The 15,779-nt window shown below is 38.6% G+C and carries 14 protein-coding genes and 1 pseudogene; 8 read left to right on the top strand and 7 right to left on the bottom strand.

Translation table 11 applies throughout. The features are described 5' to 3' along the window. Positions 1 to 87 precede the first annotated feature (87 nt). The 6 genes from AAZO_RS08610 (at position 88) to AAZO_RS08585 (ending at position 8,803) form a co-directional block, all read left to right on the top strand. Positions 88 to 2,490 (top strand): heavy metal translocating P-type ATPase, encoded by a 2,403-nt coding sequence (locus tag AAZO_RS08610; RefSeq protein ID WP_013190946.1) that lies wholly within the window; start codon positions 88 to 90, stop codon positions 2,488 to 2,490. Between the two features lie 365 nt (positions 2,491 to 2,855). Further along, positions 2,856 to 3,356 carry an FHA domain-containing protein gene (locus AAZO_RS08605; protein ID WP_013190945.1) on the top strand — a complete coding sequence of 167 codons (501 nt, stop codon included), beginning with the start codon at positions 2,856 to 2,858 and terminating at the stop codon, positions 3,354 to 3,356. A gap of 1,113 nt (positions 3,357 to 4,469) precedes the next feature. Next, positions 4,470 to 6,041 (top strand): tetratricopeptide repeat protein, encoded by a 1,572-nt coding sequence (locus AAZO_RS08600; protein ID WP_013190944.1) that lies wholly within the window; start codon positions 4,470 to 4,472, stop codon positions 6,039 to 6,041. Between the two features lie 346 nt (positions 6,042 to 6,387). Beyond that, positions 6,388 to 7,713: an ATP-binding protein gene (locus tag AAZO_RS08595; protein ID WP_013190943.1), complete on the top strand. Its 1,326-nt coding sequence runs from the start codon at positions 6,388 to 6,390 to the stop codon at positions 7,711 to 7,713. Beyond that, positions 7,710 to 8,285, top strand: a complete 576-nt coding sequence (locus AAZO_RS08590) for a hypothetical protein (protein ID WP_013190942.1) — start codon at positions 7,710 to 7,712, stop codon at positions 8,283 to 8,285. Before AAZO_RS08595 ends, AAZO_RS08590 begins: the two co-directional genes overlap by 4 nt. 200 nt (positions 8,286 to 8,485) lie before the next feature. Continuing rightward, on the top strand, positions 8,486 to 8,803 hold the full coding sequence (locus tag AAZO_RS08585) for a DUF29 domain-containing protein (RefSeq protein WP_013190941.1): 318 nt from the start codon (positions 8,486 to 8,488) through the stop codon (positions 8,801 to 8,803). Here AAZO_RS08585 and AAZO_RS35120 read toward each other — a convergent pair. Then, on the bottom strand, positions 8,769 to 8,993 hold the full coding sequence (locus tag AAZO_RS35120) for a hypothetical protein (protein WP_187289687.1): 225 nt from the start codon (positions 8,991 to 8,993) through the stop codon (positions 8,769 to 8,771). The genes AAZO_RS08585 and AAZO_RS35120 overlap by 35 nt on opposite strands. Positions 8,994 to 9,127: 134 nt before the next feature. Then, positions 9,128 to 9,283, bottom strand: a complete 156-nt coding sequence (locus AAZO_RS37550) for a hypothetical protein (protein WP_228371576.1) — start codon at positions 9,281 to 9,283, stop codon at positions 9,128 to 9,130. A gap of 307 nt (positions 9,284 to 9,590) precedes the next feature. On the opposite strand from AAZO_RS37550, the gene AAZO_RS08575 reads away from it, so the two are divergent. Further along, positions 9,591 to 9,818, top strand: a complete 228-nt coding sequence (locus tag AAZO_RS08575; RefSeq protein WP_041639726.1) for a hypothetical protein — start codon at positions 9,591 to 9,593, stop codon at positions 9,816 to 9,818. A 178-nt stretch (positions 9,819 to 9,996) separates the two neighbouring features. Here AAZO_RS08575 and AAZO_RS08570 read toward each other — a convergent pair whose 3' ends face one another. Together AAZO_RS08570 and AAZO_RS08565 are read right to left on the bottom strand one after the other, a co-directional pair. Then, positions 9,997 to 10,224, bottom strand: a complete 228-nt coding sequence (locus AAZO_RS08570; RefSeq protein ID WP_041639724.1) for a hypothetical protein — start codon at positions 10,222 to 10,224, stop codon at positions 9,997 to 9,999. Positions 10,225 to 10,403: 179 nt separating this feature from the next. Continuing rightward, the gene (locus AAZO_RS08565; RefSeq protein ID WP_013190940.1) at positions 10,404 to 10,766 is read right to left on the bottom strand and encodes a hypothetical protein; all 363 of its coding nucleotides are present in this window, start codon (positions 10,764 to 10,766) and stop codon (positions 10,404 to 10,406) included. 267 nt (positions 10,767 to 11,033) lie between these two features. Between AAZO_RS08565 and AAZO_RS08560 the strand changes: the two are divergent. After that, positions 11,034 to 11,246, top strand: a pseudogene (locus AAZO_RS08560) (hypothetical protein). Positions 11,247 to 11,294: 48 nt separating this feature from the next. Here AAZO_RS08560 and AAZO_RS08555 read toward each other — a convergent pair. The 3 genes from AAZO_RS08555 to AAZO_RS08545 all read right to left on the bottom strand — a co-directional run bounded on the left by AAZO_RS08555 (position 11,295) and on the right by AAZO_RS08545 (position 15,153). Continuing rightward, the gene (locus AAZO_RS08555; RefSeq protein WP_013190938.1) at positions 11,295 to 11,960 is read right to left on the bottom strand and encodes a LapA family protein; all 666 of its coding nucleotides are present in this window, start codon (positions 11,958 to 11,960) and stop codon (positions 11,295 to 11,297) included. Between the two features lie 196 nt (positions 11,961 to 12,156). Then, positions 12,157 to 12,777 (bottom strand): flavin prenyltransferase UbiX, encoded by a 621-nt coding sequence (locus AAZO_RS08550; RefSeq protein WP_013190937.1) that lies wholly within the window; start codon positions 12,775 to 12,777, stop codon positions 12,157 to 12,159. A 21-nt stretch (positions 12,778 to 12,798) separates the two neighbouring features. Beyond that, entirely contained in the window at positions 12,799 to 15,153 is a 2,355-nt protein-coding gene (locus tag AAZO_RS08545) for a ribonuclease R family protein (RefSeq protein ID WP_013190936.1), read from the bottom strand. Positions 15,154 to 15,779 lie beyond the last annotated feature (626 nt).

The following is a 15,779-nucleotide window of genomic DNA, read 5'->3' as shown; positions in this document are numbered from 1 at the left end:
GTCCATAGTTCCAGATTTAGCCTACGCTCAAAGTAGACAATCCTTTTGTCAGGCGTTGAATTTTGGTAGCAAATCTCAAAACTTGCCATGCAACTTCTCAAAGAAACTCAACTTACCCCAGAATCTACCCCAGTTACAGAAAAGATTATTTTAGATGTTGGGGGTATGAAGTGCGCTGGGTGTGTGATAGCAGTAGAAAAACAGCTAATCCAACATCCAGAAGTGAAGAACGTCTGCGTCAACCTGGCCACGGAAGTAGCTGTTGTGGAAGCTGAAGTTGGTACACTAGATGCAGATGCACTGGCAAAGGCATTAACAGCAACAGGATTTCCTACGCAAACCCGCAAGGCTAATACTACACTAGCAGGTCAAAAATCGGCTCTTGAAGATTCGGCTACAAGACAACAGCGGGAAATGCAAGCAGTAATCAGACAGTTAGTGATTGCTGGAGTATTGTTGGTGTTTTCAGGTATTGGACATTTTACTGACACCATCATCCCGATATTGAATAACATCTGGTTTCACTGTGGACTAGCAACAGTGGCGCTATTAATTCCTGGACGCCCAATTTTAATAGATGGGTGGTTAGGTTGGCGACGGGGTGCGCCAAATATGAATACTTTGGTTAGTTTGGGAACTATGACGGCTTATACTGCTAGTTTGATAGCTCTCTTGTTTCCCCAAATGGGTTGGGAATGCTTTTTTGATGAACCAGTGATGATGCTGGGTTTTATCCTGCTGGGCAGAACTTTAGAGAAACAAGCTAGAGGCCGTGCTGCATCAGCATTTAGGCAGTTACTTGCACTCCAACCCCAAACAGCGCGATTGATTCCTAACCCTGATTCAGAGAAATTAGTGGCAGGGGCTAATATTGTGGAAATACCTGCTGAACAGGTGCGGGTTGGTGAATGGTTACAGGTGCTGCCAGGAGATAAAATTCCTGTTGATGGTGAGGTGCGCTTTGGACAAACGACGGTGGATGAGTCAATGTTAACTGGGGAAGCCGTACCAGTTATTAAGCAGTTAGGAGATGGGGTGGCTGCGGGAACTATTAACCAGTCTGGTGCGATCGCAATTCAAGCGACTCGTACAGGCAATGATACCACTGTGGCGCAAATCGTAGCTTTGGTAGAAGCTGCCCAAACTCGCAAAGCACCAGTCCAAAAATTAGCAGATACGGTCTCTGGTTACTTTACCTATGGGGTTTTAACTGCTTCTTTATTCACATTTCTCTTTTGGTACTTTTTTGGTACTCACATTTGGCCAGATATCACTATCTCCAGTAGTATAGAAATGGTGAATCATTCAGCACATCACCCAACCTCAAATACAGAATACTCTTCACTATTAATTAGTTTAAAATTAGCGATCGCAGTCATGGTAGTCGCCTGTCCCTGTGCTTTAGGACTAGCAACCCCTACAGCCATTCTCGTCGGTACTGGTATGGGTGCAGAACAGGGTTTATTAATCAAAGGTGGCGACGTTTTAGAACGAGTCCACCAGCTAGATACAGTTGTTTTTGATAAAACAGGCACTCTGACGACAGGTAAGCCCATAGTTACAGACTGTTTAGTGCTTGCAGAATCACCAACTTCGGAAAAGTTTTCTCCATCACTTCTCCAACTCGCCGCAGCAGTAGAAAGCGGTACTTACCATCCCCTCGCCACAGCCATTCACCAAGCAGCAAAACAGCAAAATTTGTCCATTCCCCATGCTGTAGACTTTCATACCGAGCCAGGAATGGGCGTTTCTGCTATCGTAGAAGGCAAAACAGTTTTATTGGGTAACTGGGAATGGTTGAACTGGCATGGAATTAATCTCAGTGAAACAGCACAAGAACAAGCCCAAAAAATGGCAACATCTGGTAAAACAGTAATTAACGTTGCCATTGATGGCACTTTAGCAGGATTAATTGCTGTCAGCGATACCCTCAGACCAGACGCAAAAGCAACAGTAGAAAAATTGCGTCAGATGGGTTTACGAGTCATGCTCCTCAGCGGTGATAGATTAGAAGCAGTCAGTGCACTCGCAGAGCAACTGGGAATAAACAACACCAATATAATGGCAGGTATCCCCCCGGCAAAAAAAGCAGAAGCAATACAATCTCTTCAAACAGGGCAAAATCAATCCATCGTAGCAATGATAGGAGATGGGATTAATGACGCTCCCGCTTTATCTCAAGCAGATGTCGGGATCGCTTTACACTCTGGCACAGACGTGGCTATGGAAACAGCCGCAATCATACTTATGCGTGACAATCTGAACGATGTCATAGAATCAATTTTGCTCAGTCGTGCAACTTTCAATAAAATACGTCAAAATTTATTCTGGGCTTTTGCATATAATACAATTGGTATTCCTTTAGCAGCAGGTACTTTATTACCTAGCTTGGGTTTTATTCTAAGTCCATCCAGCGCAGCTGCACTGATGGCTTTCAGTTCACTTAGTGTTGTCACTAACTCAGTTTTATTAAGACGCTTTGCTCATTAACTGTAAACTTATAACTGGGAGGTAGTATCTCAAAACGAATAACTCAGATGGCTAATAATCTCGCTATAGTCATAACAGTTATCCAGCTTGAAGTCGGAAATTTCACCCCGACACCAATCTCTAACACTAAATTTATTAGCACTAAATTTATAAAGTGTAGATACCATTCATTCAACGATCTAGATAAAACTGATAGCTGTTAAACTATTTTAGTGGGGTATTCAGCCCATTCATAAAGTTTGTACTCACTCCTCCCAGAGATAATACTCTTAGAAGAGTATAAAATCTACTCTTATCTACCTAGCAAGATATGTAGTTTCAAATCTTATTAGATTTCATATTAAATAAATAAATTGTCTGGAAAAATGCAGGAAAAATATACACAGCAAATTCTTGCGTATCAAAGTTCAACAAATTGTAGCAACCATCTGTCAATGGCCGCACAACCTAATGAAAACCATCTACTGATCATAGAAGACGATCAAGGACGCAAAGAATTTCCTCTGGAAAATCCCGTCTATTCTATCGGTAGAGATCGTAATTGTAATATCCGATTGATATCACAGTTTGTTTCTCGACACCATGCTACATTAGTCAGATTACGGCGCATGAATAATAGCAACAGCTATTACTACCGTATTGTTGATGGTGATCCCAAAGGCAAACCCAGTTCTAATGGTTTGATGATTAATGGACGCAAAATGCTAGCCCATGATCTAAAAAACGAAGACGAAATTGTTTTTGGACCCCAAGTACGAGCAATTTATTATTTGCTCAAAAATAGTCAACGTTCAGGACAAACAGATGCAAGTGAGTATGATATTACACTGATCAACCCTGGAATGACAGAGGAGGAAGAAGACTGACAGAATTTGAGATTTTAAAGTTTGGATGTTGAATTGAACAATTCAACTCAACATCTTGACACTACCTCAAATTTAGCTAGAGCGTACACAAAATTCCTAAAAACCTCGTTTAATAAAACACCCTCTAGGCAAGGTTTTAAGATTATTAATTCCGCTATCAACGGAAAAAATTTGCAGGTTTCTTAGCTCGCTGAGAAACACAATTTTTTGCATAGCTGAACACCCCATTGAAATCGCTCAATATCAAACATCACAGAAAAATTCTATGATTTGTCCACTATTTTCCCATAATTTAACTTTAGGATCATGGGATAGAAACTCAGTAGTTGCCTAAACTAACATCTAGTCCAACTGCATTTTTGGTTGCTTGTGTTTCAATTTCTCAGTCTACCCCAATGCAAAAAAATTCAGCATAATAACCAATACTTCTTATAAGCTTAATTTGGTAGACAAGTAATTCATAAGTTCCAGTGAATTTAAGTTTCCCAATTTCAAAATTGTCTGTCACTGAGTTAAGCATTTTCTATCTGCGGAAAACTTTCATTTATTCCCTAAAAAATGTAGTACCCAGAAAATGTTTTGGATTTTCTGTGTGCTATTGGAGAGCCTTCAAAAGTCCAGTATTTTCTGGTAAATAAAAATTGACAATATATAAACCCTATCTTTTTTACCTCCTTCCTTATCCCCATAAAAATATTCACATAGATATTGTCAACGAATGTATGTAAGTATTAGGAGGAGATAAGTGTTTTCACTAGATAAAAGGCTAACTAATAAAAGAAGACTATTTGCAATTAAGTATATTTACACTTATCTAAGTATGGCTACGGCGATATTCTTGCTTAGTTACCCGTGATATTAGCTAAATTATGCTATTGCTAATATTCATTATTTCTCACGAAGCATTAACAGTATGAGATTAGCCATAATGAAGTGAGCAAGATTAACTCACAAAATTATCTAAATTTTTATTCTTGATTTTACCTAATCTTATGAACAAGATTCTGATTGCTAAAAATGACTTTCACATACGAAACAAGATTATTAGTGTTAATAGTGTAGAATTTCTGCCCATTCGTCATTTTTTACGACAGCATCTACTATGAAATCTATATGACACTTAATTACAGTACCTGGGATGATGATTTCCCTCCAGATCCTGAAGAAATTTATCAAGATTTACTTTGCGCCGTGGAAAGGAAATCAGGATTTGGTTTATACTTTGTACAATGTAATCCTGTGGGATCTGATCGGTTTATTAATAAAATTCCCCAGGATATTCCACATAAAAAAATTGCCGTATTACGCTTATTTGAACCAGTTGATAAATTATATCAACAAATCACTAATTGCATTCAAGACCAACAAATTGATATCTTATTAATTAAAGGTCTGGAATATTCTTTATATAAATATGAAAAAAGAAACTTTGGTGAAATCACTGAAGGTCAATTTATAAATTTAAGCAAAGTCCCGCCAATACTAAATCATCTCAACCAACAACGAGAAAGATTTAGAGATGACTTTCCATTTTGCTTCGTATTTTTATTGCGTTCATTTTCCCTTAACTATTTAATTCATCGCGCTCCTGATTTTTTTGATTGGCGATCTGGAGTATATGAATTACCAACGACACCAGAATTAGTTGAAGAAGAATCTCGTCGTCTTCTATTAGAAGGAGATTATGAAAAATATCTGCAACTTACTCCAGAAGAAAAAATTGAAAAAGTTCTAGAAATCCAAGAACTGCTTACAGAAAAACATCAAACAGATAGTAATAGAGCAAGTTTACTATTTGAACTAGGAAATCTACTTTATTCTGCACATGAGTACGAAACCGCAATTACATTCTATGAACAAGAACTAAAATTTCAACCAGATGACCATTATGCTTGGTACAATCGTGGAAATGCACTATTGAATTTAGGAGACAATGAAGAAGCAATTTTATCTTATAACCAAGCCATAAGAATTAAACCTTATGACCACTATGCTTGGAAAAATCGTGGAAATGCACTGCGGAACTTAGGACGTAATGAGGAAGCAATTTTATCTTATAATGAAGCTATAGATTATAATTCTCATGACCACTATTCTTGGTACGAACTTGGCAATACACTGCGGAACTTAGGACGTAATGAAGAAGCAATTTTATCCTATAATGAAGCTTTAAAATATAAACCTAGTGATCATTATGTTTGGAATAACCGGGGTATAGCATTGCGGAATTTAAGACACAATGAAGAGGCAGTTTTCTCTTATGACGAAGCTTTAAAAATTCAACCTGATGATTACTACGCTTGGTATAATCGTGGTATCGCACTACGAAGTTTAGGACGGAATGAAGAAGCGATTTTTTCTTATGACCAAGCCCTGAAACTCAACCCTTATGACCATTATGCTTGGAATAATCGTGGCAATGCACTTGATGATTTAGGACGTACTGAAGAAGCAATTTTTTCTTATGACCAAGCCCTAAAAATAAAACCTGATGACAATTATGGTTGGTATAATAAAGCTTGCTGTTATGCTCTTCATGGTGACATTGAGCAAGCATTAGAAAACTTGCAACAAGCAATTAGTCTCCAACCAACAGAAGTTTTAACAAGGGCAAAAACCGATCTTGATTTTGATTGTATTCGAGAAGATAGAAGATTTCAAGCTTTAATGCAATTAGAAATATAGGACTCCTATCTGTCTCCTAAGTAGATAAACACAAACTAAATATAACTATGTAACAAAATGTAAATTACTTAAAACCCTTTCAACTGCTTGATTCCCCTTTGCTGCATTCGCCATGACATAGTTATAAATTTTTTCCGCCCACCTACTTATTTGATTTTTGAAAGAATTCCGTACAAAAGGAGTTCCATTCTTGCCTATTCCCTGCCCTTCCGAGTAATTTCAGAAACAAAATCTCCTATATGACATTTTCACTTTCTTCGATTAAAATTGGATTTCTTGTTTACCTCTGCCTATTTTTACTGTTTTTTTAGTCTCATTAATACCCAAGAACATAAGTTGTTTACCTATGACCAATAATTCTGAATTACTCAAAAACCTCTACAATGCTTTTAACCCTTTTCAGCCCCTACCCGCAGGTGATCCTAATTATGTAGACTGTCAAGCTGTGCGAGGAGATGCAGATATTCTAGAAGAGCTAGGAAATCGCATTCAATTAGCAAGTCAAAATACTTGTCAACTATATTCTGGTCATAGAGGTGCGGGTAAATCCACAGAATTACTGAGACTAAAAGAATATTTAGAAGCAAGACAATGTTATGTAGTTTATTTTGCTGCTGATGAAGAAGATATTGATTCAGAAGATGCCCAATATACAGACATTCTGCTTGCTTGTACTCGGCGGTTACTGCAAGAATTGCGGACCATGGGTAATCCTAAACCAGTGCTAAATTGGCTGAAAGATCGTTGGCAAGATTTAAAAGATTTGGCACTAACTGAAATTCAGATTGAGGACATGAATGTAGAACTACAAATTTGTCAGTTCGCCAAATTAACAGCAAATTTAAGAGCCGTTCCCGAACTACGTCAAGAAATTCGAGAAAGAGTAAATCCTCATACTGTCACTTTAATTAAAGTTTTAAATGAATTTCTTACGGATGTAAAAAAGCGTCTACCCGCCAACTGTAATCAACTAGCGGTAATTGTTGATAACTTAGACCGAATGGTTTTAGTTAAAGATGGTGAACGTACAAATTATGAAGAAGTTTTTTTAGATCGGTGTGAACAACTAAAATCTTTAGATTGCCACCTAATTTATACTGTACCCATTGCAATGGTCTATTCCACAAGAGCAACAGACTTACGTGATATATACGGTGATCCTCAAATTTTACCAATGGTGATGGTTCGTACTCCCAAAGGTGAAATTTATCAACCCGGAATAAATAAGGTTAAAGAAGTAATTTCTCGGCGGATTAAACAGTTTTCGCCCAATAAACCTATAGAAACTGCAATATTTGACAGTCTAGAAACCCTAGAACGACTTTGTTTAATGAGTGGAGGTCATGTCAGAAATTTGCTATTGTTAACTCAGGATGCGATTGGACGCACTCAAAATTTACCAATTTCCGAAAGAGCAGTTCGACGCGCCATTACGCAAGCTAGAGACACTTATCGCCGTGCTGTAGAAAACCATCAATGGAGTTTGTTAGCAGAAGTATCCCGTTCTAAGCGGATCATTAACGATGATCAGTATCGGAGTTTGATGTTTAATCGTTGTTTGTTAGAGTATCGCTACTTGGATGAAGAAGGGGAAATGCAACGCTGGTACGATATTCACCCACTTATTCAAGGCATTCAGGAATTTAAAGAAGCTATAGAAAAACTTCCATGATGAAAAATTATAGCCATTTGGATGAAGACTTACTCCCTGATGAAAAAGAAGAATATCAAGACTTAATTAGCCATCTGACACGCAACAGAAAATTTGGCTTATATTTCGTGCAGTCTACACCGTTAGACGATGAAAAAATAATTACCAAAATAATCTATGATTTGCCAAATAAGAAAGTCGGAGTTTTGCGTTTAATTGAGCCAATTGATACTTTATATGAAAGAGTGCTTGAGCTTTATAATAATCAACAATTTGATGTTTTATTAATTACAGGTTTAGAACATTCACTCTACCAGTATGAACAAGAAAATTTTGGACAAATTACAGAAGATAAATTTAGTAATTTAACCAAAGTACCACACATCTTAAATCACTTAAACCAAAAAAGAGAACTGTTTAGAGATAATATTCCTATTAGTTTTGTTTTTTTAGCGCGTCCATTTTTAATTAGCTATTTTATCTATCGCGCTCCTGATTTTTGGGATTGGCGCTCTGCTTTATTAGAAATTGGCAGTATCAACAAATTCATAAGTATGAGAAAAAACGTTTTCTCTTCAGATTGTCAAAGCTGAGTATGGATTGATGTGAAAAAATTTAGCAGAAATTACCAATCTACAGCTATTGGTCATTGGCTCTTCTTCTTGAGTTATAACCAATGATATCTATTACACATAAACTAACGGAATGACATACCGAGATTTAAAAGATGAGATGATGATTGTAGAATAGGATCAAGGCTGGAGAAAGGCTGTATTTTACAGTATAAAAAGCCATGAAACTTCAAACTCAAGAAACATTATACAATCAAGATTGTTCTCTGTGGTTTGAAACTAAGATAGGAAAATTACGAGATTATGAATTTCAATCTGTGGATATTGAAAACTTAATTGAGGAACTTGAAACTTTGGGAGGAAGTGAAAAGAAAGCTTTCCGGAGCTATCTGAAATTAATTGTCATGCACTTGCTCAAATGGCAATATAAAGCTGAGAAGCGTTCTAAAAGCTGGGAAATTACTATTAGGAACAATGTATCTCCTGAATATTTCGGGGAAGGAGTTATTGGGGCATCGATGAACAACCAAAGGAATTAAGAGAAGACTGCTCACGAAGAATAGTTGCTAAAATCGGGATTTTCCTAGTGTGAGAAATGCGGTCATGGACATACTCAAAAAAGCCGATACCTAACTTACGAGTAGTAGGAACAAGAGACATAAAAGTCTCCCACGCCTGAGTACCTTCTAGAGTTTGAGTGGCATAACTAATATTACGTCGCTGCACCATCGTCCGGCAGCTAACTCTGCCGGACGATGGTGCAAAGGTAATTCAGGATGCTCTCAAACATATAAGAACTCCGCAATTTTCAGGAGCGTTAACTGTTTTTGCTCATCCAACTGTTGATAACCACTTTTAGTATCCTAAAGTTTCCAAAACTCAGACCGGAGTTTTCCAGCCTTTTGCTCACTGGGTGCATCTTTGTAAGGGAGTAAATCTGGATAGTAATCCCAGAAATCATCCAAGAATCGAGGCATATACTTCACCTTTCTCCCTTTCAAAATCAGCTTGGTTTTCAATCAGTTAACCTGTCAGGAAAATGAACTTGGTGTGAAAAAAATGCTAGAAGGGAATTTTGAGGGTGTACCAAAAGGAAAAATCCACTAAATTAACTATATTCAAGAATATCCACATCGTAGAAAACAAATACTGGGAATAACTAACCATCAGTTTCAAGACTTGTTAGCCCAAGGTGAAATGCAGCATAAAAAACTTCAAGGTGACATAGAAAGTAAAAACATAGATATAAATCAGAAAGGAGGAGGGGGGAAAGGGAAACTAGAGATAAAAGAACAGGTATGTCTATGCTTGTTCTAGTGGAGGGAAATGCCAATATTTGAGGTTTTAGATTTCCATTTCGGTATATGGAAAACGGAAGCAAAGGACACATTTCATTACTGGCTAGAGATATTACCAAATGTTTTCCCTGTTAGTCTCCTTGAACAGGTAGAAAAAGATTATAGCGATTATGCCATGGCGACTCAGAACAAAAGGCAGGAAACAAAGAGTTTTCCACCAAGGCTATTTTTTTTGAACAGGTCATTAGACTTGTAAAAACATTCCGGGTACCTCAACAAAGATTTCCCCAAAGATTTCCCCTGGATTCCCCAATTTACTCACAAGTAATTCTTAGGATTTGTGGTTTAGTCACATTAGGAATTGGTTCATCAGTGTTGCCCATTTCATACATGTTATGGATATGAGGTCAGTTATGAATTTGTCATCAACATCTTCATGGATAGGAACTATCCGTAACTATTCCCAAACCTGACTCTTTCCTTGGCTCTTTCCTAATCTTAACACTATGGAAAGCCAGACACATAATTTCTAAATTTCCGGCCCTCTCTATTGCATCTATCTTACGGCATAGATGGAGCGATCGCCAGATCACATAATCAAACTGATCTTCAATCTCCTGTGCTAACTTGATAGAAAAAGCAGTTTTACCAATTCCACCCATTACCAAAACTATAACGAACTGACAACGCTGATTGACAATCCATTCTGAAACTCTGGTGAGTTCTGTGTTTCTTCCACAGAAGCCACTGATATCAACAGCTTGACCCGGATATTGAATTTTGGTTGCTTCAACTTTTGGTAATTCAGTTTATTCCTCCCTGGTATTTGTGATCAATTTGGTTATTGATGGTATTTAAAATCAGTTCTTTTATACCCAGCTTTTTCTAATAAATGAGTTACATGACTCCAGTTTTTCACTTTAATTAAGCATCCTGCCTGATTACTCAGCATATCTTGTATGTATTTATATAATTCATTACAAAGATAAACTCTGACAGTGCTGCTAGTGCTACTTTGATAAACTTTTTTGGCTACTTCCGCAGGACTACAACCACAAAGCAAACCTCTCACCAATTTCTTTTCCATGGGTGTGAAAGCTTTTCTCTTGGCAGAAGCTAAATCTACGTTTAATTTGTTTAAAGCCCAATTTTTTTGAGCTTCTGTAAATTCTTCTTCGATTGGTGGGGAATCTACTGCCGCCATTATTGTCACTAGTGGATTTACGGTTAGTAGTGGATTTACCGTAACGGTAAGGATATACTAACGCTTAGTATATAAAGTCTGAATAAACTAAAGATAAATAAATTATTAACGAATTTAATAACAAGTGTTAGGTGCATTTTTCTTTACTACTTAGGTATGCTTAAACTTAACGGAAACCTTATAGAACTTGTTGGAAACTTTAGGGAAATAAATTTTGTCAAAATTAGAAAGTTCAATGAGTTTTATATTACTAATGAGGGATCAACAATGACTCAAGTCCGAGACATTGTGCAAACAGCTTTAACAACTGGCTATTTGACTTTCCAAGCAGAGAACCAACTCAGACAACTTTTATCTGCTTGATATGATTTTGAATATCTTAATGCCTTTATGGCTTTACAGGAAGCCGCAATGATGGGTGAAATCATACAAGAATCGCGGGAGTACAGAGACAAGTGCAGGGTGTATAGTTCTTGCTGAAGTTGGGAAAAGGTTAAGAGGTAAAATATTTACTTATTTTGGTTGTTTCTACTGTCGAGTAGATTTTTTATCATAGTCCAAATCTTCATCTTCAAAAAAATCCCAATCATCATCATTTGTTTGATCAGTAGTTGGTGGTTGATAAGGAGGGATTATTACTCGATAATCAGCATCATAAATGGGTTTAGTTTTTCCCACTCCAGTATTTTTGGTTTCTTGGGAACTGTAGGAGTAAACAGAATCATAAGGGGAACTATTTTTGGGTGGTTGCTGAGGTGAGGAGCTTTTCGAGCTTGGTGTCTGTGGTGATTCGTCAAAATCCCAATCGTTCTCTTGATTACGATTTGTGTCCCAATCATCAAACTCGTTATTAGTATTGTAATCAGTTGTACTTGTTTGCTTGTATGAGGTTTGAGAAGTTTGTCTATTTTCTCCCCTTGCATTTGTCTTGGTGCGTGGTACATTTGCAGTTGATTTGACTGTGGTTGTTGATGACTGTTGAGCAAAATAATTACCAAATTTTAATAAGGTAGTAATTAAAAAAGATGTAAACCCACCAGCCACTATGCTAAATAAAATCCATAAACTTAATGGTAATGGTTGAGTCCGCATACCCAAAAATACCAGGGGAAGGGCAGGGGAAAAATTTTGGACTAATAATAGTGTTAGTCCTCCCAGTGTGACTACTAACAAGATTAAGCGAATTATAGCCATTTTTATCAACTGTTAGGAAATAGGGAACAGTTATCAATAAGTAGGTGGGTGTTACAAATTGTCGTTATGACAAGGCAAGAGGCAAGAGGTTTTGGTGAATTTTACTTTTCGTCACATACTACTCTCCGAGAAGCCGCTGCCCGTCTACGGTTTCTTGTGCCTTCCTACTTAAATAGTAAAGAAACTGATAACTGATTTAAAGATGACCTTGCCAACGTTGAATAGGTATACAGTCAATATCTAGCTGATCTAAAGCACGGGCTACTACAAAATCAACTAAATCTTCAATGGTTTGGGGATTGTGATACCAAGCAGGTATAGCAGGAACTACTCTCACTCCTGTTTCTGCTAAGGTTGTTAAGTTCCGTAGGTGAATCAGGCTAAAAGGAGTTTCCCTGGGAACAATAACCAGCTTACGTCCTTCTTTAATTTGGACATCTGCTGCTCTTTCTAGCAGGTCGGAACTCATCCCTACAGCTAGTTTGGCCACTGTACTCATGCTGCATGGCATAATGAGCATACCCAGAGTTTTGAAAGAACCACTAGCGATTCCAGCACCAACATCACTCCAAGGATGACAGCGGAGTTTACCAAGTAGGGGAACTCCGGCTTCCTGTCGCCAAAATTTCTCTTGTGCTTCGGGATCTGCTGGCATACGAATATCTTGCTCTGCTTGCCAAACCATGTAAGTTGATTTGGAAGCAACGAGTTCGATTATATACTCTGCTGCTAAGAGAAATTTTAGAGTGCGAACGGCATAAATCAGACCAGATGCGCCTGATATACCTAAAATAAGTGGTTTTGTGCTAGTTGACACGGAATTAATTATCTGGGAAAGTTACTCATCCTCATCGTATAAATCTAAATCAAGAGTGTCTGTGTGATCTTCTAAGTAACCATCGGATGTATCTTGATTTCCTGCTCCAACTCCTAAGTCTTTGGCTACACCATCAGCACCAACTGTGACTAAGTCAATTTGCTGGCGATAGTAATCTACACTTTTGACTTGTACAGCTACGCGATCGCCTAGTCGATAGGAGGCGCGATTTTTGCGGCCAAAAAGAGCTTGTTGTCTAGCGCGGTATTCATACCAATCATCTTTGAGGGAACTGACGTGAACCAGTCCTTCTACTCGCAATGGTGTACTCAGCTTGGAACCGATTTCTAACTCAGTGGCTGGAACTTCAATTTCGACAAAGAAGCCGTAGGATTGAACCCCAGTAATTACACCGGGAAAGACTTGACCGATTCGCTGTTTCATCAGTTGGGCTTTTTGCAGTCCGGCTAAATCGGCTTCAGCTTCTTGGACTTCTTTTTCTCTGTCATTAATCTGAACAAGGACTCTGGTTAAATCGCTTTGTAGTTCTTGTTGGAGTTCTGGAGGGAGAACATTCCAGTTAATTTCCAGATGGGAAGCCGAGTGACGCAAGTTAACACGCTCTTTGACACGGGTGTTACGGCGATCGCGCCCGTATTCCAGTAGAGCATGATACACCCTTTGCATTAATAAATCTGGATAACGCCGTAAGGGAGAACTAAAGTGAAGATACTGTGGCAGAGCTAAACCAAAGTGCGGAGTTTTGGTGGTGCTGTATAAAGATGGCTTGAGAGTATCTTGTAACAAGTAGGTAAGGACTTGTTCCGATGGTGATTCTGTAAAAGCTCTAGTTAAGTGTTGATAATCTAGAGGTTGAATTTCCAAATCTGGATCAAGTGTCAGTTCCACACCCAAATTAATGGCTAATTTCAGCATTTCCTGAACATCTTCAGGATCGGGTGTCCCTTGGACTCGCCAAATAGCGGGAACTCCCAAGGCGCTGAGATGCTCTCCCATCAGTTCATTAACCAACAGTACATACTCTGTGATGAGTGATCGCACTGGTGAGTCATTGACTACCACAGCCCCCATCGCTCCCTCATCATGGTAAGGATTTTGGCTAGGTGGTAGGTTCAATTGTAAACTACCGCGAGACAACCGAGCTTGTTTAGCTGCTTTAGCCAAAGTGGCTAGGTTATGTAATATCTCTATACTTTCCGCAGATGCTTTTGTTGATTCACCTGTGAGAACTGCTTGTGCTTGTTGTTTGCTGATGGACTGATCTACATTAATGACACTGGGTTGAATTTCCCATTCCAACACTTCTCCCGATTGGGGATCAATAGTAATCACAAAAGAGAGACAAAGGTGATCGCTACCTGGCATCAAAGAACAACGTTCTCCCACAGTATCAGGTAACATCGGTAAAATTAATTCTCCGAGATACACTGACCTCCCCCGTTTGAGTGCTTCTCGGTCTAATATTTCATCAGCCTGAATATAGTGAGATAAATCAGTGACATGAACAATCAACCGCCATGGGCCACTGGGATTTTTTTCCAAGCTCCAAGCATTTTCTATGACCCTATCATCACCGTTTACCCCTTCTATCGTCAGAGTAAACAAGTTACGTAAATCTACGCGATCTTTCAAATCTGCTTTCAGTAACTTTTTGGGCAACTTAGCGGCTGTATCTAATACGTTTTCCGAAAAATTCCGAGATAAATCGTGTTTACAAGTTACCAAATCTATATCAGCAGCAGCTTCTGCATCACTACCCAGTATTTGTACAACCTGCCCGAGAGGTGGATACTGAGCTAAAGGATAACGCAGAACTTCTACATGAGCCAGGTGGTCGATAGCTTCTTCTAATTTCATGCCGTTTGTTAACAATTTCAATTCAAACAGCAGACGATCATCTAAAGGAACAGCACGGAAACCCCCTTCCACTTGCTTAATCCGTGCGAGTAAAGTGTGATTGGAACGCTCCAGAATCAACTTCACTTCGCCTTCAGGAGAACGCCGACGACTACCTTCTTTTAGTACTCTGACCAAAACGCGATCGCCATTCCAGGCATTACTAAGATGACTTTCCCGGATGTAAATATCCTCAGAGCCTTCCACGTCCTGAATTGCAAAGCAAAAGCCCTTGCTAGAACAGCGGAGTTTAGCTTCAATTAGCCCCTCTTCTGATACACGGCGATATTTACCACGTTCTTTTACTAACAGCCCAGTTTTTTCTAGCACCTCCAAAGCAATGTGAAGTTTTTCTAAACTGTCTTCATCCTCACAACCCAGTTTTTTTTCCAAAACCTTCCGAGCTACCAATTTATCATCAGTAAAATTGGTAAGGAGTGTAGCGATTGAAAATTCCATGCAGTGAACCGACCTTTGGTCAAAACATCATTTTTCGTGTAATCTGGTTCTTCCCTGTATATCCTCACAGCCTACAGACACTTTTTGCCAACGAATTACCCGTTTGGATAGCGTCTCGTAGAGAAGGCAAGGCTGCCTAAGTTCCTGTTAGAGGAACCCTCTCCTCTGCTCGGACTTCTCACTGCACGACACTCTCAGAGTTCACCTGGGTTCAACTTTCTTCACCTAACCAATGTTACAAAGGACTCCTGATACTCGATTTCCACCTGGTAATGATGCTCGTGGTTTTTGAGAGATTTGGTTTAGAGAGCTCTCCATTTTACCTACAAACTCCTACACAAGGCAAGAAACAGGTGTTTGATTGTTTAGATTTCAGGTAATTTTACGCCATGAGAATCTGAGTTTTAACTAGGAGAAACTGCCGATAAACCCAATTTTCCCATCTGTAGAATCGGTAAGAATCAGGTAAGCAGCTTAACAAGCAATGAGGGCGAACCTTATCTTTATTATTGTAGATTTAGGGCGCACTTCCAGAAAATACTTCTAGATATTGATTTGGGTAATTAGTATAGCATTGAAAGGAAGAACACCCTGAGTGAGTCAGCAGGAGTTAATTTCTGCTACAA

Source organism: 'Nostoc azollae' 0708 (genome assembly GCF_000196515.1).
Classification (GTDB): Bacteria; Cyanobacteriota; Cyanobacteriia; order Cyanobacteriales; family Nostocaceae; genus Trichormus_B; species Trichormus_B azollae.
This window is presented reverse-complemented; position numbering and strand designations above follow the sequence as displayed.